A 20,219-nucleotide genomic window follows, 5' to 3' on the forward strand; every position below is an offset into this window, starting at 1 on the left:
CTTCAAGGGGCTGACGCTAGGCCGGATAGTATCGCCGCCCACCTGCCGCGCGGCGGCCCGGCGCATTTGCTTACCTTTCATTTCGCCATAGGTTTCCGCGCGAAGCTTTGCCGCCAGGCGCACGCGCGCCGTCGCCATGGAACGTCCGCCGGAGTTCCATGTCGAAGCATCGGGGCCGAACGGACGCCCCGGTTCCGGAGCGCCGATGTGCGACTACTGCTGATAGAAGACGACGCGATGATCGCGGAAAGCCTGTTCGAAGCGCTGCGGCGCGCCGGCTACGCGGTCGACCGCGTGGGGGACGGACGGCAGGCGGAACTGGCCACGGCACACGATGTTTACGACCTGATCCTGCTCGACCTGGGCTTGCCGGTGCGTGACGGCATCGCGCTGCTGAAGGACTATCGCAAGAGAGGGGGACGGGCACCCGTCCTGATCGTGACGGCGCGCGATTCGGTGGCGGACCGTATCGGCGGACTCGATGCCGGCGCGGACGACTACATGGTCAAGCCTTTCGATATCGATGAATTGGGGGCCCGCGTGCGCGCCCTGCTGCGCCGCCGGCACGGCAACGTCATGCCGGTCCATGTCCACGGCGATCTGCGCCTCGATCCCGTGGCGCACGAGGCCCATCTGGGCGACACGCCGCTTACCCTGGTGCCGCGCGAATTCGCCCTGCTGCATGCCCTGATAGAGGAACCGCGGCGGGTATTCACCCGGGAACAGCTGGAGGAAAAACTCTACGGCTGGAACGAGGAAGTCGGCAGCAACACCATCGAGGTCTATATCCACAGCTTGCGGCGAAAAATGGGCGCCAGACGCATCGTCACCGTGCGCGGGGTGGGCTATCGCCTGGCGGCGGTGGAGCATGGCGCATGAGGTCCATGAAACGCTGGCTGCTCGCCTGGCTGATTTGCGGCTTCGCCGTCGTCAGCGCGATGGCGGGCTACCTGATCTTTCGTACCGCCACGATCGAGGCGGGGGAACTCTTTGACTACGAGCTGCATGCCGTCGCCATCTCCCTGCCCCATGGCGCGGACTCGGACGTCGCCATAGAGAAGTCTCCCGACTTCGAAGGCATCGCCGACGACGGCATCGCCATCCAGATCTGGGACGCCGCCGGAAACATCGGCTACCGGTCCCTGGCGAGCACCGGATTACCTCCATTGGGGGATGGGTTCCATGACGCCGAATTCCAGGGCAGGCGCTGGCGCGCGTTCGGCCTGACGGACGGCGACCGCGTGGTCCAGGTGGCGCAGCCGACCGCCATACGCAACGAACTCGCCCTGAAACTGGCGGCGCGCGTGCTCTGGCCCCTGGCGCTGCTCTTTCCCTGCGCCATCCTGCTCGTATGGTTCGTGGTTACGCGCGGGCTGCGCCCGCTTACCACCCTGTCGGACCTGATCGCCACGCGCTCGGCGGATGTACTGGACCCGCTGCGCGTGGACAACGGCGTATCCCGCGAGTTCATGCCCCTGGTCAAGCGCATGAACGATCTGCTGGCACGCCTGGATACCGCATTGCGCAGCCAGCGGCTGTTCGTCGCGGACGCGGCGCATGAGCTGCGCTCGCCCCTGACCGCCCTCAAACTGCAGTTCCAGCTCGCCGCCCGCGATGGCGCGCTCCAGGGCAATCCCGAGCTGCTGACCAAGATAGACGGGCGGCTGAACCGCACCATCCATCTCGTCCAGCAGCTGCTGACTTTGGCGCGGGAAGATGCCGGGGTAACGCCCAACGAAGGCGCGTTCGACCTTGCCGAAGTCGCGACGCAGGTCGTCAGCGACGCCTCGATCCTGGCCGAGCAGAAAAATATCGACCTGGGGTTGCTGCGCGACCGGAATCGACAGGTCCCCGCCGTCGGCGCCCCCGCCGCGATTACCGTGCTACTGGCCAACCTGGTGGACAATGCCATCCGCTACACGCCGGAGGGCGGACGCGTCGATGTTTCCATCGGATGGCAAGAGGAATACGCCTGGGCCGATGTCACCGACAGCGGCCCGGGGATCCCGCCGGGCGAGCTCGAACGGGTATTCGACCGCTTCTATCGGGTGGCCGGGTCCGCCGCGCACGGCTCCGGATTGGGGCTTGCCATCGCCCGCCGTATCGCCGACCGGCATCGGGCGGAATTGCAGCTCAGCAACCGCGAACCGGGACCGGGACTGCGCGCGCGGCTGGTGCTGTACTACCACGATGGCCTCCGCACCCAGCCGGAAATCGACGCCGCGCCCGCCCGCGTGGCGGGCCACGCCACGATGGCCCCGCCTGGCTAGCCGCTGCCCATGGCACGGCCGGCCGGCGCGATGGGATCCCGCGCCAGGACCGCCTCGCCGGCAGTTGCAGCCGAAGCCGCGCTGTCCACGGCATCGGGCACGCCGGCACCAGGGGTGGACAGGAAGGCCTCCAGGCACACCATGGTGCGCCGGACGACGCCGGCATGGCTGGCGACGTAGCGCAGGCCGGCGGCCGCCATCGCGGCCCCGGCGGACACGTCGGCCAGCAAGCCGGCCGCGGCATCGATTGCCGCGCCGGCGGAAGGCCGGCGTAGCGCGGCCCCGGCGGCGATGGCCTCATCCGTGACCTGCTGGAAGTTGCGCGCATGCGGGCCGACGACGACCGGCACGCCGGCGGCGCACGCTTCGATAAGATTCTGCCCGCCTTCGGCGATAAAGCTGCCGGCGACGATGGCGACGTCGCTGGCGGCGTAGTAGGTCGCCAGCTCGCCCATGCTATCGCCCAACAGCACCTGCGTTTGCGCCGGCAGCGGCTGCCAGGGATCTACCGCCGTGCGGCGCGCCACGCGCAGGCCGCAGGCTTGCAATTGCTTTTCCACGGCGTCGAATCTTTCCGGATGGCGTGGCACGATGACCAGCAACGCGTTCCTCAATTCCGCCGCGCGCCCCGTGATGGCGCGCGCGAATTCCGCTTCCTCGCCTTCATGCGTGCTGGCCACCGTGATGACGGGCCGGTCCCACGCGGCTCGCCAGGCACGGCCTCGCGCCATCTGATGCTCCGAAAGCACAGAGTCGAACTTCAGGTTGCCGCAGGTCTCGACGCGACGCGCGCCGGCCGCGCGCAGGCGCCGCGCGTCAGCCTCGGACTGCGCGAGCACAATGTCCAGCCCGGCGTAAGCATCGCGCAGCACCCTGCCCGCATGCAGGCCTCGCCGCGCCGAACGCGCCGACAGCCGCGCGCTGGCCATGATCATCGGAACGCTACGCCGATTGGCCTCGTGGATCAGATTCGGCCAGACCTCGCGTTCGATCAGCACGCCGCAGACGGGATTCATCATCTCGAAAAAACGGCTGCAGGCACCGGGCAGATCGTAGGGTAGCCAGGCTTGCAGCAACTGGCCCCGCTCGATCGCGACGGCAAACAGTTTGCTGCCTTCGCGGCGCCCCGTCGCGGTCATGTGTGTAAGCAGCACCGGAATCTGGCGCTCCAGCAGCGCCTGTATCAGCGGCTGCGCGGCGCGCGTCTCGCCCAGGCTGACGGCGTGCACCCATACCGGCCGCGCGCGCATCGTCCTGCCGCCGGCGAACGCAGCGGCATGCATCGCATCGCGATACCACCCGAACCGTTCGCCGATCGCCGTGCCGTACGAAGAATCGAAACGGGCCCGCATCAACACACGCGCGGCCAATAGCGGCGCGAGAGCCCGCGCCAGACAGCTGTAAAGGGCCCGATTCATCGCGCCCTCTCTTCACGAGCATTCCGGCCGCATCCGCGGCAGGACAAACAATCCGCACCGATAAACAAAGCGAACTCCCGAGCACTTCCTCTCTTGCGAGCGGTGTGGCAAACCCACGCCGGGCATTGTCTTCAGTGAATGATTAAGAGACCCTTAAGCAGCGGCGCGATCGCGCGGCCGCGCGCCGCTCGGACCGGAATGCATACGGTGGACATTTGCGATGCGACAGCGGCAAGGCCCACGCACGACATATCGCCGACGAAAAATTCGATGAGAATTCGACACGACCGAAGCCATACTCACCAACGCCCCGTCAACCGCAACGCATCAGGAAGGACTGGACGAACAGCCATGGACGCAGACCCGAAGATCACCGTCGCCAAAGTCCCCGAGGTCGTCCTCGGCTTCTGGCTTATCAAGATCGCCGCGACCACGCTCGGGGAAACCGGCGGCGACGCGGTATCGATGTCGATGAACCTGGGCTATCTGGTCAGCACGGGGCTGTTCGCCGTGCTGTTCCTGATCGCAGTCACCGCGCAGATCAGGTCCAGCAAGTTCCACCCCTTCCTGTACTGGACGACCATCATCGCGACCACCACGCTCGGCACGACGCTGGCCGATTTCGCCGATCGCTCGCTTGGCATCGGCTATGCGGGCGGCTCGACCCTGCTGCTGCTCTTGCTGCTCGCCTCGCTGTTTGCCTGGCACCGGACGCTAGGGTCGATTTCGGTAAGCACCGTCAATGCTCCCGTCGCCGAAGCGTTCTACTGGATCACGATCATGTTCTCGCAGACGCTGGGCACGGCACTGGGCGATTGGACGGCCAGCATGGGGGACATGGGCTACGGTGGCGCGGCCATGCTGTTCGCCGCGGCGCTTATCGTGGTCGCGGCGGCCTATTACCGGACCCGCGTGTCGCGTACCCTGCTGTTCTGGCTGGCGTTCGTCCTGACGCGGCCGCTCGGCGCCGCCGTCGGCGATTTCCTGGACAAGCCGGTCAGCAATGGCGGCCTGGATTTGAGCCGCTACTCGGCGTCCGCGGCATTGCTGGCCTTCATCCTGCTGATGATTCTGCTATTGAAGCCGCGCGCGGCCAGAACCGCGCACTGACGGGCGGCCCCACGCCCCCGCCACGCGATGCACGCCCCGCAACGCGGAATCGGCGTCCGAAAGCAAGGCGATCGGCGCGGCCATTGCCCGAAAAACAAAAGGACTTACAGCTCAAAAAAAACTGTAAGCCCTTGATTTGAATGGTCGGGGCGGCGGGATTCGAACTCGCGACCCTCTGCTCCCAAAGCAGATGCGCTACCAGGCTGCGCTACGCCCCGACGGCCGTCCGCAATCCGGACGGGCCTGCATTGTACCCGAGACTCCGCCGCGCATTGTGCGGCCACCGAACGGTCATCCGCAGACGCCACCCGCGCCTGTACCAAACGCGAAAGCGATACGGACCCAGCGCCGCACCACGTCGCTGGCGCAAGAGCCCGGCGACGTTTGCGCAACGCATCATCCGGCATGAATACGAAGCACGCCGGCACGCATGGGATCGACAAAAATCAAAACGCGCTGCTGGCGCGATCGCTTGATTTCCATCAACGCGGACACGGCGCTTTACAAGTACGCTGCACCACCATTCAAATAAGCGTACCCCCGATACGCATAGACCGGTGGAGGCCTATGAGCCACTTTCTGGATCGGCTGCGTTATTTTTCGGCATCCCGCACGGAATTCTCCAATGGCCATGGCGCCGTGACGGATGAAGACCGCAAATGGGAGGACGCCTACCGGCAGCGGTGGCAGCACGACAAGATCGTGCGCTCCACGCATGGGGTGAACTGCACGGGCTCCTGTTCCTGGAAGATCTACGTCAAGGGCGGCATCGTCACTTGGGAAACCCAGCAGACGGACTATCCCCGCACCCGCCCCGACATGCCCAACCATGAGCCGCGCGGCTGTTCCCGCGGCGCCTCCTATTCCTGGTATTTGTACAGCGCCAACCGGCTCAAGTATCCCCTGGTACGCAGCGCCCTGGTCAAGCTGTGGCGCGAACGCCGACGTTCGATGCAGCCCGTCGAGGCCTGGCAATCCATCGTGCAGGACGACGCCGCCCGCCGCGGCTACCAGGAGCGCCGCGGCCTGGGCGGCTTTGTACGGTCCGACTGGAACGAGGTCAATGAAATCGTCGCGGCCGCCAATGTGTACACGGTCAAGCGCCACGGCCCGGACCGGGTGGTGGGGTTCTCGCCGATCCCGGCGATGTCCATGGTGTCCTATGCCGCGGGCTCGCGCTATCTGTCGCTGATCGGCGGCGTCTGCCTAAGCTTCTACGACTGGTACTGCGACCTGCCTCCCGCATCGCCGCAGACCTGGGGCGAACAGACGGACGTGCCGGAATCGGCGGATTGGTACAACTCCACCTTCATCATGATGTGGGGCTCCAACGTCCCGCAAACCCGCACGCCCGACGCGCATTTCCTGACCGAAGCGCGCTACAAGGGGACCAAGATCGTCTCCATCTTTCCGGACTATTCGGAAGGCGCGAAGTTCGGGGACATCTGGCTGCACCCCAAGCAGGGCACGGATGCCGCGCTGGCGCTGGCCATGGGGCATGTGATCCTGAAGGAATTCCACCTGGCGCGGCAAAGCGACTACTTCATCGACTACTGCCGGCGCTACACCGACATGCCCTGTTTGGTGCGACTGGTGCCGCACGAGGGCGGACTGGTGCCCGAGAGGCTCGTGCGCGCCTCGGATTTCGAAGGCGCGCTGGAGCAGGGCAGCAATCCCGAATGGAAGACCGTTGTCATCGACGATGCCACGGGCGCGCCGGCGGTACCGACCGGCTCCGCGGGTTTTCGCTGGAACCAGAAAGACGGCGAGGACCGTGGCAAATGGAACCTGAAATCCGAATCCGCCCAAGGCGAACCGCTGCAGCCGCGCCTGTCCTTCACCGACGCCCACGATGAAGTCGTCGAGGTCCTGTTCCCCTACTTCGGCAACCAGCACCATCCGCATTTCAACAACACCGCGCACGCCTCCACGCTGGCGCGCCGCATCGGCGCGCGGCGCCTGCGCACGCCCGGCGGCGATATGCTGGTGGCCACGGTCTACGACCTGTTCATCGCCAACTACGGGCTGGACCAGGGGCTGGGCGGCGCCAACGTCGCCGCCAGCTACGACGACGACATCCCGTACACCCCGGCCTGGCAGGAAACCATCACCGGCGTCAAGCGCGCCGACGTCATCACGGTGGCGCGCCAGTTCGCGGAAAACGCCGAGAAAACGCAGGGCAAGTCCATGGTCATCATCGGCGCCGGGATCAATCACTGGTTCCACATGGACATGTCGTACCGCGCGATCATCAACATGCTGATCATGTGCGGGTGCGTCGGCAAATCCGGCGGCGGCTGGTCGCACTACGTCGGCCAGGAAAAGCTGCGGCCGCAGACCGGCTGGACGGCCCTGGCCTTCGCCCTGGACTGGCACCGCCCGCCGCGCCAGATGAACTCGACGTCGTTCTTCTATGCGCATACCGACCAGTGGCGCTACGACCCCATGGATCCGGCCGCGCTGCTATCGCCCCTGGCCGACAGGAACCTTTTCCAGGGCGCGCCCATCGACTACAACGTGCGCGCCGAACGCATGGGTTGGCTGCCGTCCGCGCCGCAACTGGGCCGCAACCCGCTGCAGGTGGGACGCGAGCTGGCCGACCCCGCCACGGCCGCTGCCGATATCGCGCGCCAGGTCCAGCAGGGCAGCCTGAAGATGGCCTGCGAAGCGCCGGACGATCCGGCCAATTTCCCGCGCAATCTCTTCGTCTGGCGCTCCAATCTGCTGGGTTCGTCAGGCAAAGGACACGAATATTTCCTCAAGCATCTGCTGGGCACCACGCATGGCGTGCAGGGCCAGGAGGTCCTCGACGACGGCGGTGTGCGCCCGCGCGAAGTGGCCTGCGACAGCGAGGCGCCGCGCGGCAAGCTGGACCTGCTGGTGACCCTGGATTTCCGCATGTCGACCACCTGCATGTATTCCGACGTCGTCCTGCCCACCGCGACGTGGTACGAGAAGGACGACATGAACACCTCCGACATGCATCCCTTCATCCACCCCCTGAGCGCGGCGGTGGACCCGGCATGGCAGGCGCGCAGCGATTGGGACATATTCAAGGGCATCGCGCGCCGTTTTTCGGAATTGGCCGAAGGCCATCTGGGCGTGGAGCGCGATGTCGTGCTGGCGCCCATCGCGCACGACTCGCCGGCGGAGCTGTCGCAGCCCTTCGAAGTCAAGGACTGGAAGCGCGGCGAGTGCGAGCCGGTGCCGGGCAAGACCATGCCCTCGGTCCTGGTCGTGGAACGCGATTATCCCGCGACCTATGCGCGCTACACCTCGCTGGGCCCGCTGATGGACAAGCTGGGCAACGGCGGCAAGGGCATCAGCTGGGACACGAAGGACGAAGTCGCGCTGCTGGGCGAGCTGAACTACCGCGTCCCCGATGACAACGGCTCGCGCGGCCGGCCGCGCATCGACTCGGCCATGGACGCCGCGGAAGTCATTCTGGCGCTGGCGCCGGAGACCAACGGCGCGGTCGCGGTGAAGGCATGGCAGGCGATGTCCGCCACCACCGGGATCGATCATGCCCACCTGGCCGAGGCGCGCGAGGACGAGAAAATCCGCTTCCGCGATATCCAGGCGCAGCCGCGCAAGATCATTTCCTCGCCCACCTGGAGCGGCATCGAGTCCGAACACGTTTCGTACAACGCCGGCTATACCAATGTGCACGAGCTGATACCGTGGCGCACGCTCAGCGGTCGCCAGCAACTGTACCAGGACCATCCCTGGATGCGCGCCTTTGGCGAATCCCTCTGCGTCTACAAGCCGCCCATCCTGACCGGCAGCTACGAGCATATGCTGGGCACGCGCTCAAACGGCAATCCGGAAATCGCATTGAACTTCATCACCCCGCACCAGAAGTGGGGGATACACAGCACCTATACCGATAACCTGCTGATGCTGACGTTGTCGCGCGGCGGTCCGATCATCTGGATATCGGAAGACGACGCCCGGCGCATCGGTGTCGTCGACAACGATTGGATCGAGGGCTACAACTCCAACGGCGCGCTCTGCGTGCGCGCGGTGGTCAGCCAGCGCATCCCGTCAGGCATGGTCATGATGTACCACGCCCAGGAAAAGATCGTGAATACGCCGGGGTCGGAAATCACCGGTACGCGTGGAGGCATCCACAATTCGGTCACGCGGGTGGCGCTCAAGCCCACACATATGATCGGCGGCTACGCGCAACTGTCATACGGCTTCAACTACTACGGTACGGTCGGCTCGAACCGCGACGAGTTCCTGATCGTGCGCAAGATGAAGCGCATCGACTGGCTGGACGACGCACCGCCGGACCCCATCAATCCGGCCACCGAGCACAAACTGCGACAAAGCGAAGACAGCCACGCGGCGGGCGCCGCGCGGAATGCCCGCCCGGCGGCGGATAAAGGAGACGCCGCATGAAGATCCGCGCTCAGATCGCCATGGTGCTGAACCTGGACAAGTGCATCGGTTGCCATACCTGCTCGGTGACGTGCAAGAACGTATGGACCAGCCGCGAGGGCATGGAATACGCCTGGTTCAACAATGTCGAGACCAAGCCAGGCATCGGCTATCCCAAGGACTGGGAGAACCAGGACCGCTGGCAAGGCGGCTGGACGCGCAAGGCTGACGGCAGGATAGAACCCCGGCTGGGCGGCAAATGGCGATTGCTTGCCAAGATCTTCGCCAACCCGCGCCTTCCGGAAATCGACGACTACTACGAGCCGTTCACCTTCGACTACGCGCATTTGCAGGATGCCGGCGACGCGCGCGCCATGCCGGTCGCACGGCCACGCTCGCTGATCAGCGGCGAACGCCTGGAAAAAATCGAGTGGGGACCCAACTGGGAAGAAATCCTGGGCGGCGAGTTCGAGAAACGTGCCCACGACTACAACTTCGAGCAGGTACAGAAGGATATCTACGGCCAGTTCGAGAACACCTTCATGATGTACCTGCCGCGCCTGTGCGAGCATTGCCTGAACCCCGCCTGCGTGGCGTCCTGTCCATCGGGATCGATCTACAAGCGCGAGGAAGACGGCATCGTGCTGATCGACCAGGATAAATGCCGTGGCTGGCGCATGTGCGTATCCGGCTGCCCCTACAAGAAAATCTACTTCAATTGGCATAGCGGCAAGGCGGAAAAATGCATCTTCTGCTACCCCCGCATCGAAGCCGGCCAACCCACGGTGTGTTCGGAGACCTGTGTCGGGCGCATTCGCTACCTGAGCGTACTGCTTTACGATGCGGACCGCATCGAAGCGGCCGCCAGCGTGGCCGATGAACAGGACCTGTACGAATCCCAGTTATCGGTGTTCCTGGACCCCAACGATCCGGAAGTCGCCGCGCAGGCCGAACGCGACGGGGTGCCGCCCTCGTGGATCGAGGGCGCCCGCCGCTCTCCCGTCTACAAGATGGCGATCGATTGGCGCATCGCCTTCCCCCTGCACCCGGAATATCGCACGCTGCCCATGGTGTGGTACGTGCCGCCGCTGTCGCCGATCAATGCGGCGGCCAATAGCGGAGACCTGGGTATGAACGGCTACCTGCCGGATGTGGATGCGCTGCGCATTCCCCTGCGCTATCTGGCGAACCTGCTGACCGCCGGCAAGGAAGCGCCTGTGAAGTTGGCCCTCGAACGCCTGCTGGCCATGCGCGCCTACATGCGCGCCCGACACGTGGACGGCGTCGAAGCCCCCGCGGTGCTGCGCCAGGCGGCCCTGGACGTCGCCCAGGTGGAAGAGATGTACCGCTACCTGGCGATCGCCAACTACGAGGACCGCTTCGTCATCCCTACGTCGCACCGCGAATACGCGGAAGACGCGTTCGACCTGCGCTCATCCTGCGGCTTCTCGTTCGGCAACGGCTGTTCCGACGGCCGTTCCGAGATGAGCCTGTTCAGCACGAAGAAGCACAACCGCAAGATCCCGATCCGCCAGGAGCTTTGACATGGCCTCGTCCCTCCCCCCGTCCGGCGCCGTGTACGCGGCCCTGTCGGTACTGCTCGACTACCCCGGCGAGGACCTGCGCGAGGCGCTGCCGGAATTGCGGGCCTGCCTGGACGAAGCGCGGTTCCTGCCACGCGATGTCCGTGCCGGACTGCGGCGCTTCGTGGATTACCTGGCCCAGCGTGAGCTCCTGACGCTGCAGGAAAACTACGTGGCCTTGTTCGACCGGGGCCGGGCGACCTCGCTGTATCTCTTCGAACACGTCCATGGGGAGTCGCGCGACCGGGGCCAGGCCATGGTGGACCTGCTGCGCATGTACGAAGGCCAGGGCATGTACCTGCGCGACGGCGAGTTGCCTGACTACCTGCCGGTGTTCCTGGAATACCTGTCGCGCCTGCCCCCCCGCGGCGCGCGCGACCTGCTGGCCGAAACTGCCGAAATCCTGCAATCCATCACGGCGCAACTGGCCAAGCGGGGCACGCATTACAGCCTGGTCACGGCGGCGCTGCTGCCGCTGGCCGGCGGCGAACCCGTCGCGACGCCGCCCCAGGCACACGACGACGATGCCGGGGACCTTCCGGACGCGGAGCATTACGGCGCCCTGGACGCCGCTTACGCCGACGAGCCGGTGCGCTTCGTCGGCGCGGCGACGCCTGCCGCCATCCCCATCAGATTCCACGAGAAACGGCCGCAACGCTGAGACGGCCATAGCCGGCGAAGCCGGCCGCCACCGCAGACGAGGAGACTCGCGATGGACACCTACCTGCACGATTTCCTGTTCGGCATCTATCCCTATATCTGCCTGGCCGTGCTGCTGCTGGGCAGCCTGGTCCGCTTCGACCGCGAGCAATACACCTGGAAGAGCGACTCCTCGCAACTGCTGCGGCATGGCGCCCTGCGGCTGGGCAGCAACCTGTTCCACTGGGGCATTCTCGTCGTGGTGATCGGCCATTTCGTCGGCTTCCTCGTGCCGCACTGGATGGTTTCGCCTTTCCTGAATGCATCGGCCCATCAGTTGCTGGCCATGGTGTTCGGCGGAGCGGCCGGCGCCGTCGCCATCGTCGGACTGACGATATTGATCTGGCGCCGGCTGTCCGACCACCGCATCCGCCGCAACAGCCGGGTGTCGGACATCGTCGTCGTGCTGATGCTGTGGGTACAACTGGCGCTGGGCCTGGGTACCGTCGTGCTGTCCACCCGCCACCTGGACGGCGTGCTGTTCGAGCAGCTAACCAGCTACGTCAAGGGTGTCGTGACCTTCCAGCCCGGCATCGCCGGCCTGCTCGCTGGCGTGCCCCTTACCTACCAGCTGCACATCCTGCTGGGCTTCACGATCTTCCTGATCTCGCCCTTCACCCGCATGGTCCATATCTGGAGCGGCATCGCCTCCGTCGCCTACCTGATCCGGCCTTACCAACTGGTACGCAGACGCTAAGGGTCCGCCGCGATGAACGACGTCATGGAAAGCGTGGAAGTCTTCCGCCGCGGGCACGGCCCGCAAGAAGCGATACCGCGGCACGACGCCCGGCCGCCGGCGATGCCGGAATCCGTGGCCCGGGCAACGGCGCAAGCCTCGCAAGAGGCAGTGCGTGAAATCCCGGCCGGGGAGATCCGCATCAACGGACATCTCATCGAATCCAGCGCCATCGCCGAGGAAAGCGCCTTGCACGGCGAGGCGCGGGATCCCATCACGGCGGCCGCCCGCGCGCTGGCGATACGCGAGCTGCTGCGCCAGCGCGCCGCCGCGCTGGGCCTGATCGCTAACGATGGCCTTCTGGGCGACGAGGCGCTGGACGCGATGCTGGACCGCGAGCTCACCCTGCCCCGGTCCACGCCGGACGATTGTCGGCGCTACTACGATGCCCATCCCGCCCGCTTTCGCCGCAACGACATCGTCTACGCCAGCCACATCCTCCTGGCCGTGACGGACCGCGCGCCCCTGGCGCTGCTGCGCCGCAAGGCCGAGGAAACCCTGGCACAGGCTCTGGCCGAGCCCGCCGCATTCGAAGGCCTGGCGCGCGAACGGTCCAACTGCCCCTCCGCCGCCGTGGGCGGCAACCTGGGCCAGCTGCTGCGCGGCGACAGCGTGCCGGAATTCGAGCGTGCCCTGTTCGATACCCGGGAGACCGGCATCCTGCCGCGGCTCGTCAACACCCGTTTCGGTTTCCATATCGTCCGGATCGAACGCCGCGTCGATGGCGAGCCGATTCCCTTCGATACGGTGCAGCCCAATATCGCCCGATTCCTGGAGGCCCGCGCGCGCCACCAAGCCACGCGCCAGTATGTCCAGATCCTGGCGTCGCAGGCGCGCATGGAAGGCGTCGCGCTGGGGGAAGCCAACGGCCCGCTGGTCCGATGACGATGCCGCACGCCGCCCGGACAACCACCCACGAGAGACCAATATGAACTCCAACGGCGATACCGCCAGCCTGGCACCGGCCGGCCCATCCGTATCCGTCCCGGTACCCGCCACTACGCACAAGGTCAGCGCGCAGGCTTGGTCAGTTCTTTTCGCGAGCACATTGGCCTTTCTGGTCTGCTTCGTCGTCTGGATGATGTTCGGCGTACTCGGCGTGCAGCTGCGCCAGGAGCTGCACCTGAACAACACGCAGTTCGGCCTGCTCACCTCCACGCCCGTGCTGACTGGCGCGGTCATGCGCCTGCCGCTGGGCATATGGACCGACCGCTTCGGCGGCCGCATCGTCATGACCCTGCTGCTTGTCATTTGCGCGATACCGGTCTACATCGTCAGCTACGCCACGGCGCTATGGCAGTTGCTGCTGATCGGCCTATTCCTGGGCTGCGTGGGCGCGTCCTTCGCGGTCGGCACCCCGTATGTTGCACGTTTTTTCCCGCCGGCACGGCGCGGCTTCGCCATGGGGTTCTTCGGCGCGGGCACGGCGGGCGCGGCGGTCAACCTGTTCGTTACGCCATCGCTGCTGGCAGCCTACGGCTGGCGCTTCGTCCCGCGCGCCTATGCGGTAACCCTGCTGGTCACCGCGGCGATCTTTTGGCTGGCATCGGCGCGCGACCCCGGCGCGGGCAAGCGCCAGGGCTCGCTGCTGGATTCGTTCAAGGTGTTGCGCGACCCGCGCGTGTGGCGGCTCTGCCAGTACTACTCCATCACCTTTGGCGGCTTCACGGCGCTTTCCCTCTGGATGCCGCAATACCTGCAAGGCCAATACGGCATATCGCTGGTCGCGGCATCCGCCTTCGCGGCGGGTTTCTCACTGCCGGGGTCGGTGCTGCGCGCCGTCGGCGGCGGCTTGGCCGACCGCTTCGGCGCCCACAGCGTTACGTGGTGGTGCCTGTGGGTAGCATGGATCTGCCTGTTCCTGCTGTCCTATCCGCCCACGGATTTCGCCATCCATACGCTTGACGGCACCCTTTCTTTCCAGCTGCACACGCCACTGCTGGTCTTCATCGCGCTGACCTTCGTCCTGGGCGCGGTATTCGCCTTCGGCATGGCGTCCACCTTCAAATACGTCGCGGACGATTTCCCCGCCAACATGGGCGTCGTCACGGGCATCGTCGGCCTGGCCGGCGGCCTGGGCGGCTTTCTGCTGCCCATCCTGTTCGGCGCCATCCAGGACCTGGTCCGGATACGCTCTACATGCTTCATGCTGCTCTACGGCATCGTGTGGGTATCGCTGGTCCTGATTTACTTGTCAGAGGTGCGACGCACGCCCATAACAGGCCGAGCGGGCGGCTGACCGCTTACTATGAAGCGCAGGCGTCGCCCTCTTCGTCGCTGAAGAAAACGCCGCGAACCTCTGCCTCGATGGCATCCAGGACCTGGGCCGGAACCCGAGGCAGATACTGTTTGCGACGATGCTGGGAAATTCTTCCACCTTGGCTGTACGCCATTCGAATCAGCGCGTGCAGATCCTTGTTCAATACGTCGTATCGGGCGTTGATGCTCGCGCTTACCATGTCGAAGCGCTTCAAGTATTCAGTCTCCTGGATAAGCGAAGTGTCCAAAGCATAATGTGTCATGCGAAGACCGAACTCCAAGCAGTGCGTCGCATCCCAATAGCGATAAGGGTTCGCATTACCCACAAAACGCGCGTCGATGCGGTCCTCGTCGATGATCGTCACATCCCAAAGATCGCGTATCGGCCTGGAGACGCTTCCCAGTGCCCGCAAGTAGTCGGCTTCATGGTGCGACATCGCAACCGAGATGGGCAGAATTAGCCCGTCGGCAAGCTTGCCGGAGCGGCACAGGCTATGGTGGACCAGAAACCGCGAGATCCGGCCGTTGCCGTCCATGAACGGATGGATGAAAACGAAGGCGAACGATATCAAAAAGGCCTTGAGCAGCGGGTCGATAGTATCGGCGGCATTGGCGAAGGCCATCAGGACGTCCATCAACGGACGCGCCTCTTCCGGCGGGGGAGGAAGATAGCTAACACTGGACGCACGTAATCGGCCACCTTGTTGCAGCCAGTTCTGATCTCGCCGAAACGCAAAAGCTTCAAGGAGCGGATTGGTTATTGTGGCGCGCTGCAGTTCAGCGAGATACTCCTCTGACAGTTCGCGCCCTTCGTGTGCGCCATGCAACAGTTGTACAAAGCGCTTGGCCTTGTCATCGGATGGCGCCTCATGTTCGATGGCAAACGACCCACGCGTTTCGTCAAGGTACGCCCACCCCAGCGCACGGTCCAGGTTCTGGGCGCCACCGATGGAATCGACGAATGCCCATAGGTCTGCAATGATGTCTCTCGTCAGCAGCCGTTGCAACGTCTCCGTACGGCGCACCACAGGACAGAACGCCAAGTCTCCGATCCCATTGAAGTTCACCCGAAACTTGGCTTGTCTACGTACGGTTCCGCATACGTACGTGCCGGTATCAAACAGGTTGACGTAGGGTGCCGTTATGGAATTAGTGCGCAACTCCTTTCCCGTGAAGGCCTCATACAGGGCCGCGATCATCCGGGCGTACTTTCCGTTCGGCGTGGCGTCCAGGCGCGCTTGGATAACTTCGGCGGGCAACGCCATGCACGTGGCTTGGATGACTTCGAGCTCGACACCCTGGTATTTCAGCGCGAACTCCAGATGCGCGACGGGATCCCCGCTGCTGGGGGCCACGCCAGCAGGTACCTGCAGCACTCCGCCCTGTTTTCGCACGGAGAGCACCCCCGGATCGACCCTGGCCGGAAGTTGGTACCCGGAAACGCGCAGCTTCAGTTCGGCTATCAAGTAGCCGTAGCCGATTTCGCTGCGGGCGCGCGTTGCCACCATGGTTGGCCCCAAAAAAAAGTTCACTGTTACAATATTTTATTCACAATTCCGCCTTCATCAAATTTTTTATTAATTATTGGACGGATGCGGGTCTCCAAATCCGGGCCTCACCCCCAGGACGGCCCCGATAGACCGCCGTTCAGATCGAAACGCAGCGTCGCCCAGCTCAGCGCCAAAACGAAAACGGTTTGCGGACCTAATCCGCAAACCGTCGGTGATCAAATATCGATACGTTCCTGCTACGCGCACACCGGACTTCCTATGCCGATGCGCAGCCTTCGGCTTAACCGAAACGGCCGGTGATGTAGTCTTCCGTTTCCTTGCGCTTGGGCTTGACAAAGATCTGGTCGGTTTCGCCGAACTCCATCAGTTCGCCCAGGTACATGTACGCCGTGTAGTCGGAGCAGCGCGCCGCCTGCTGCATATTGTGCGTGACGATGACCACCGTGTACTCGTTCTTGAGTTCGGCGATCAATTCCTCGATCTTGGCGGTCGAAATCGGGTCCAGCGCCGAGCAGGGTTCGTCCAGCAGCAGCACTTCGGGCTTGATGGCCACGCCGCGGGCGATGCACAGGCGCTGCTGCTGCCCGCCCGACAGGCTGTTGCCGCTCTGATGGACCTTGTCCTTGACCTCATTCCACAACGCGGCCTTGGTCAGTGCCCATTCCACGCGCTCGTCCATTTCGCCCTTGCTCAGGCGCTCGAAAAGACGCACGCCGAAGGCGATGTTGTCGTAGATGCTCATGGGAAACGGCGTCGGCTTCTGGAACACCATGCCGACCTTGGCGCGGATCAGCGAGATATCCGTGCGCGTGGTCAGCAGGTTCTCGCCATCCAGCAGGATTTCGCCTTCGGCGCGCTGGCCCGGATACAGCTCGAACATCCGGTTGAACGTGCGCAGCAGGGTCGACTTGCCGCAGCCGGACGGCCCGATGAAGGCAGTGACTTTCTTTTCCCGGATCGACATGTTCACGTTGCGGATCGCGTGGAACTTGCCGTAGTAGAAATTCAGGTTCTTGACCTCGAGCTTCGAGGCGAGGGCTTGTGCGGTGTTTTCCATATCGTTTCCCAAGTGCCGCGCCGACGGGCGCGAGCGGCGGATCAGGTCGGTCGGGTCAGGACTTGCGGAACATGTTGCGGGCGACGATGTTGATCGCCAGGACGACCAGCGTGATCAGGCCGGCGCCGGCCCAGGCCAGGTTGTTCCATTCCTTGAACGGGCTGGCCGCGAACTGGTAGATCACCACCGGCAGGTTGGCCATCGGCGCGTTCATGTTCAGGGACATGAACTGGTTGGACAGGGCCGTGAACAGCAAGGGCGCGGTCTCGCCCGAGATGCGGGCGACGGCCAGCAGGATGCCGGTCATGATGCCCGAACGCGCCGCGCGGTAGCAGACCAGGGTGATCATGCGCCACTTGGGGCAGCCCAGCGCGGCGGTTGCCTCGCGCAGGCCATTGGGCACCAGCAGCAGCATGTTGTCGGTAGTGCGCACGACCACCGGCACCACGAGGATGGCCAGTGCCAGCGACCCCGCCCAGCCCGAGTAGTGGCCGACCTGGGCGACATACACGGCGTAGATGAACAGGCCGATGATGATGGAGGGCGCCGACAGCAGCACATCGTTGAGGAAGCGCGTGGCAGGCGCCAGCCAGCCTGCGCGGCCATACTCGGCCAGGTAGGTGCCGGCCAGGATGCCCACCGGCGTGCCTATCAGGGTCCCGACGCCCACCATCATCAAGCTGCCCATGATCGCGTTGATCAGGCCGCCGGCCTGCCCGGGAGGCGGCGTGATTTCGGTGAACAGGGCGAACGAGACCGCCGCGCCGCCTTTCAGCAGCAGGGTGGCGATGATCCAGAACAGCCAGAAGAGGCCGAACACCAGCGCGGCCATCGACAAGGTCAGCATGACCTTGTTGACGACACGGCGGCGCCGGTAGATGGCGTTCTGCATATTGATGACGGATACGGCCATGACGATTTTCCGACGCCTTAGTTTTTCTTGCCTTCCTGCAGCGCCAGCCGAGCCAGCAGCAGCTTGGAAAGCGCGAGGACGATAGTGGTGATGATGAACAGCACCAGGCCCAGTTCCAGCAGGGCGGACTTCTGCAGGCCGCCCGCCTCGTTGAACTCGTTGGCCAGGGCGGAGGCGATCGAATTCCCCGGCGAGAACAGCGAACCGCCCAGCGAGAAGGAATTGCCGATGACGAAGGTCACCGCCATGGTCTCGCCCAGGGCTCGGCCCAGTCCCAGCATGATGCCGCCGATGACGCCCGACTTGGTGAACGGCAGGACGACCCGCCACATCACTTCCCAGGTGGTGCTGCCCAGGCCGTAGGCCGATTCCTTCAGCATGGGCGGCACGAGTTCGAAGACGTCGCGCATCACCGCCGTGATGAAGGGGATGATCATGATGGACAGGATCAGCCCGGCGGTGAAGATGCCGATGCCGAACGGCGGGCCGGCGAACCAGTCGCCGATCAGCGGGATGTTGCCCAGCACTTCGATCAGCGTCGGCTGCACATACTGCTGGAAGACCGGCACGAAGACGAACAGGCCCCACATGCCGTAGATGATGGAAGGGATCGCCGCCAGCATCTCGATGGCGGTGCCCAGTGGCCGGCGCAGCCAGGTGGGCGAGAGTTCGGTCAGAAAGATCGCGATGCCGAACGACACCGGCACGGCGACGATCAGCGCGATGGCCGACGTCGCCAGCGTGCCGTAGATCGGCACGACGGCGCCGAAATGGCGCTTGACGGGGTCCCAATCGTTGGTAAACAGGAACGACAGGCCGTACTGCGCAAGCGTTTCGCGGCTGCCGTAGATCAACGACACAAGGACCGCGGCCAGCAGGCTGAAAACCAGGAAGGCAAATAGACGCGTAAGGTTCTTGAACAGCGCATCCATCAGCGCATTATTGTTTTGCTTCATTGGGGAAGGTGTGCCGTAGGCTACGGAGGTGTCCGCGTCATGCGGAATCGGCACATTATTATCCACTACCGCGCTCATGGATGGGCTTTCCTAGAGGAAGAGAAAGGCCCGGGCATGGGCGCCCGGGCCTTGCGGGGACGGCGTTACTTCCAGACAGCCTTGCCGTCGGCGGACTTGATGCCGCTCCAGGAGGCACGGATCTGCGTGGTCACCGCGTCAGGCAGCGGCACGTAGTCCAGGGCCGCGGCCGACTTCTGGCCGTTCTTGAAGGCCCAGTCGAAGAACTTCAGCACGGCTTCGCCCTGCACCGGCTTGTCCTGGACCTTGTGCACCAGGATGAAGGTGGCGGAGGTCACGGGCCAGGATTTTTCGCCCGGCTCGTTGGTCAGCACCACGCCCATGCCGGGCGCGCTCTTCCAGTCGGCGTTCGCGGCGGCCGCGGCGAAGGCGGACTGCTCCGGCTGGACGAACTTTCCGGCTTCGTTCTTCAGCTGCGTCCAGGCAAGCTTGTTCTGCTTGGCGTAGGCGTACTCGACGTAGCCGATGGAGTTCTTCAGCTGGCCGACATAGGCGGACACGCCTTCGTTGCCCTTGCCGCCCTGGCCGACCGGCCACTTGACCGCCTTGCCTTCACCGACTTGCGACTTCCAGTCGGCGGAAACCTTGGACAGGTAGTTGGTCCAGCCAAACGTCGTGCCCGAGCCGTCCGAACGATGCACCACGATGATGTCGGCCGAAGGCAGCTTCAGGTCCGGATTCATCGCCTTGATCTGGGCATCGTCCCACTTCTTGATCTTGCCCATGAAGATGTTGGCCAGCACGGGGCCGGACAGCTTCAGTTCGCCGGCCTTCACGCCGTCGATGTTCACCACGGCGACGGTGCCGCCGATCACGCCGGGAAACTGCAGCAGACCGTTCTTGTCCAGGTCCGCGCCGCTCATCGGGTCATCCGACGCGCCGAAGTCCACCGTCTTGGCGATGATCTGTTGCTGGCCCCCGCCCGATCCGATGGACTGGTAGTTGACCGCGCTGCCCGTCGCCGCCTTGTAGTCCGACGCCCACTTGGCGTAGACCGGGTACGGGAACGAAGCACCGGCGCCGGTGATGTCGGCGGCCTGCACGGCAAATACCGCAGCGCTCAGGGCGACGCCCAGGGAGATCTGCTTGAACACACGCATTGTGGTTTCCTTATCGTTTGTGGGTGAATGACTGCGGGAGGGTCCCCGCTTGTTCGTCATGCCCCGCATGTTAAGAGGCGAAAATGACAAGATAGTGACAGTCATAATTGTCCACCCCCGAAGCGCTGCGCGCTTCCCCCTCAAGG

Annotated in this window: 15 protein-coding genes and 1 tRNA gene; 9 read left to right on the top strand and 7 right to left on the bottom strand. The window is 64.6% G+C overall.

Annotation, left to right across the window (positions count from 1 at the left end; all coding sequences use genetic code 11):
• Positions 1–207: 207 nt before the first annotated feature.
• Together ACO1P8_RS24080 and ACO1P8_RS24085 are read left to right on the top strand one after the other, a co-directional pair.
• On the top strand, positions 208–879 hold the full coding sequence (locus ACO1P8_RS24080; RefSeq protein ID WP_486298370.1) for a response regulator: 672 nt from the start codon (positions 208–210) through the stop codon (positions 877–879).
• Positions 876–2,270, top strand: coding sequence for an ATP-binding protein (locus tag ACO1P8_RS24085; protein ID WP_486298371.1), 1,395 nt, complete (start codon positions 876–878; stop codon positions 2,268–2,270). Before ACO1P8_RS24080 ends, ACO1P8_RS24085 begins: the two co-directional genes overlap by 4 nt.
• On the opposite strand, the gene ACO1P8_RS24090 is transcribed toward ACO1P8_RS24085, so the two are convergent.
• Positions 2,267–3,688: a 3-deoxy-D-manno-octulosonic acid transferase gene (locus ACO1P8_RS24090; protein ID WP_486298372.1), complete on the bottom strand. Its 1,422-nt coding sequence runs from the start codon at positions 3,686–3,688 to the stop codon at positions 2,267–2,269. The genes ACO1P8_RS24085 and ACO1P8_RS24090 overlap by 4 nt on opposite strands.
• Positions 3,689–4,039: 351 nt before the next feature.
• Here ACO1P8_RS24090 and ACO1P8_RS24095 point away from each other — a divergent pair, with 351 nt between their 5' ends.
• Entirely contained in the window at positions 4,040–4,798 is a 759-nt protein-coding gene (locus ACO1P8_RS24095; protein ID WP_486298373.1) for a COG4705 family protein, read from the top strand.
• A 141-nt stretch (positions 4,799–4,939) separates the two neighbouring features.
• On the opposite strand, the gene ACO1P8_RS24100 is transcribed toward ACO1P8_RS24095, so the two are convergent.
• Positions 4,940–5,016 (bottom strand) — tRNA-Pro (locus ACO1P8_RS24100).
• A 349-nt stretch (positions 5,017–5,365) separates the two neighbouring features.
• On the opposite strand from ACO1P8_RS24100, the gene ACO1P8_RS24105 reads away from it, so the two are divergent.
• The 6 genes from ACO1P8_RS24105 (at position 5,366) to ACO1P8_RS24130 (ending at position 14,438) form a co-directional block, all read left to right on the top strand.
• A complete protein-coding gene (locus tag ACO1P8_RS24105) occupies positions 5,366–9,202 on the top strand; it encodes a nitrate reductase subunit alpha (RefSeq protein ID WP_486298374.1) in 3,837 nt (1,278 codons plus the stop codon).
• A complete protein-coding gene (narH, locus tag ACO1P8_RS24110; RefSeq protein WP_486298375.1) occupies positions 9,199–10,725 on the top strand; it encodes a nitrate reductase subunit beta in 1,527 nt (508 codons plus the stop codon). The genes ACO1P8_RS24105 and narH overlap by 4 nt, the downstream gene beginning before the upstream one ends.
• 1 nt (position 10,726) lies before the next feature.
• The gene (gene narJ / locus ACO1P8_RS24115; protein ID WP_486298376.1) at positions 10,727–11,425 is read left to right on the top strand and encodes a nitrate reductase molybdenum cofactor assembly chaperone; all 699 of its coding nucleotides are present in this window, start codon (positions 10,727–10,729) and stop codon (positions 11,423–11,425) included.
• Between the two features lie 51 nt (positions 11,426–11,476).
• Complete coding sequence (narI, locus tag ACO1P8_RS24120; RefSeq protein ID WP_094840761.1) at positions 11,477–12,160, top strand: respiratory nitrate reductase subunit gamma; 684 nt, start codon at positions 11,477–11,479, stop codon at positions 12,158–12,160.
• 102 nt (positions 12,161–12,262) lie between these two features.
• The gene (locus ACO1P8_RS24125) at positions 12,263–13,084 is read left to right on the top strand and encodes a peptidylprolyl isomerase (protein WP_486298412.1); all 822 of its coding nucleotides are present in this window, start codon (positions 12,263–12,265) and stop codon (positions 13,082–13,084) included.
• Positions 13,085–13,127: 43 nt separating this feature from the next.
• A complete protein-coding gene (locus ACO1P8_RS24130; RefSeq protein WP_486298377.1) occupies positions 13,128–14,438 on the top strand; it encodes an MFS transporter in 1,311 nt (436 codons plus the stop codon).
• 7 nt (positions 14,439–14,445) lie between these two features.
• Here the strand turns inward: ACO1P8_RS24130 and ACO1P8_RS24135 are convergent, their stop codons facing one another.
• The 5 genes from ACO1P8_RS24135 to pstS all read right to left on the bottom strand — a co-directional run bounded on the left by ACO1P8_RS24135 (position 14,446) and on the right by pstS (position 20,073).
• Entirely contained in the window at positions 14,446–15,966 is a 1,521-nt protein-coding gene (locus ACO1P8_RS24135) for a Fic family protein (RefSeq protein ID WP_486298378.1), read from the bottom strand.
• Between the two features lie 283 nt (positions 15,967–16,249).
• Positions 16,250–17,026, bottom strand: a complete 777-nt coding sequence (gene pstB, locus ACO1P8_RS24140; RefSeq protein WP_486298379.1) for a phosphate ABC transporter ATP-binding protein PstB — start codon at positions 17,024–17,026, stop codon at positions 16,250–16,252.
• A 55-nt stretch (positions 17,027–17,081) separates the two neighbouring features.
• On the bottom strand, positions 17,082–17,939 hold the full coding sequence (gene pstA, locus ACO1P8_RS24145; RefSeq protein WP_486298380.1) for a phosphate ABC transporter permease PstA: 858 nt from the start codon (positions 17,937–17,939) through the stop codon (positions 17,082–17,084).
• 17 nt (positions 17,940–17,956) lie between these two features.
• Complete coding sequence (pstC, locus tag ACO1P8_RS24150) at positions 17,957–18,973, bottom strand: phosphate ABC transporter permease subunit PstC (RefSeq protein ID WP_486298381.1); 1,017 nt, start codon at positions 18,971–18,973, stop codon at positions 17,957–17,959.
• 65 nt (positions 18,974–19,038) lie between these two features.
• Positions 19,039–20,073 (bottom strand): phosphate ABC transporter substrate-binding protein PstS, encoded by a 1,035-nt coding sequence (gene pstS, locus ACO1P8_RS24155; RefSeq protein ID WP_486298382.1) that lies wholly within the window; start codon positions 20,071–20,073, stop codon positions 19,039–19,041.
• Positions 20,074–20,219: the final 146 nt, after the last annotated feature.

This window comes from Bordetella sp., assembly GCF_057362025.1.

Coding starts and splice junctions, on each gene's coding strand:
- ACO1P8_RS24085 (WP_486298371.1), top strand. CDS start 876: ATGAGGTCCATGAAACGCTGGCTGCTCGCCTGGCTGATTTGCGGCTTC.
- ACO1P8_RS24090 (WP_486298372.1), bottom strand. CDS start 3,688: ATGAATCGGGCCCTTTACAGCTGTCTGGCGCGGGCTCTCGCGCCGCTA.
- ACO1P8_RS24095 (WP_486298373.1), top strand. CDS start 4,040: ATGGACGCAGACCCGAAGATCACCGTCGCCAAAGTCCCCGAGGTCGTC.
- ACO1P8_RS24105 (WP_486298374.1), top strand. CDS start 5,366: ATGAGCCACTTTCTGGATCGGCTGCGTTATTTTTCGGCATCCCGCACG.
- narH (WP_486298375.1), top strand. CDS start 9,199: ATGAAGATCCGCGCTCAGATCGCCATGGTGCTGAACCTGGACAAGTGC.
- narJ (WP_486298376.1), top strand. CDS start 10,727: ATGGCCTCGTCCCTCCCCCCGTCCGGCGCCGTGTACGCGGCCCTGTCG.
- narI (WP_094840761.1), top strand. CDS start 11,477: ATGGACACCTACCTGCACGATTTCCTGTTCGGCATCTATCCCTATATC.
- ACO1P8_RS24125 (WP_486298412.1), top strand. CDS start 12,263: ATGCCGGAATCCGTGGCCCGGGCAACGGCGCAAGCCTCGCAAGAGGCA.
- ACO1P8_RS24130 (WP_486298377.1), top strand. CDS start 13,128: ATGAACTCCAACGGCGATACCGCCAGCCTGGCACCGGCCGGCCCATCC.
- ACO1P8_RS24135 (WP_486298378.1), bottom strand. CDS start 15,966: ATGGTGGCAACGCGCGCCCGCAGCGAAATCGGCTACGGCTACTTGATA.
- pstB (WP_486298379.1), bottom strand. CDS start 17,026: ATGGAAAACACCGCACAAGCCCTCGCCTCGAAGCTCGAGGTCAAGAAC.
- pstA (WP_486298380.1), bottom strand. CDS start 17,939: ATGGCCGTATCCGTCATCAATATGCAGAACGCCATCTACCGGCGCCGC.
- pstC (WP_486298381.1), bottom strand. CDS start 18,973: ATGAGCGCGGTAGTGGATAATAATGTGCCGATTCCGCATGACGCGGAC.
- pstS (WP_486298382.1), bottom strand. CDS start 20,073: ATGCGTGTGTTCAAGCAGATCTCCCTGGGCGTCGCCCTGAGCGCTGCG.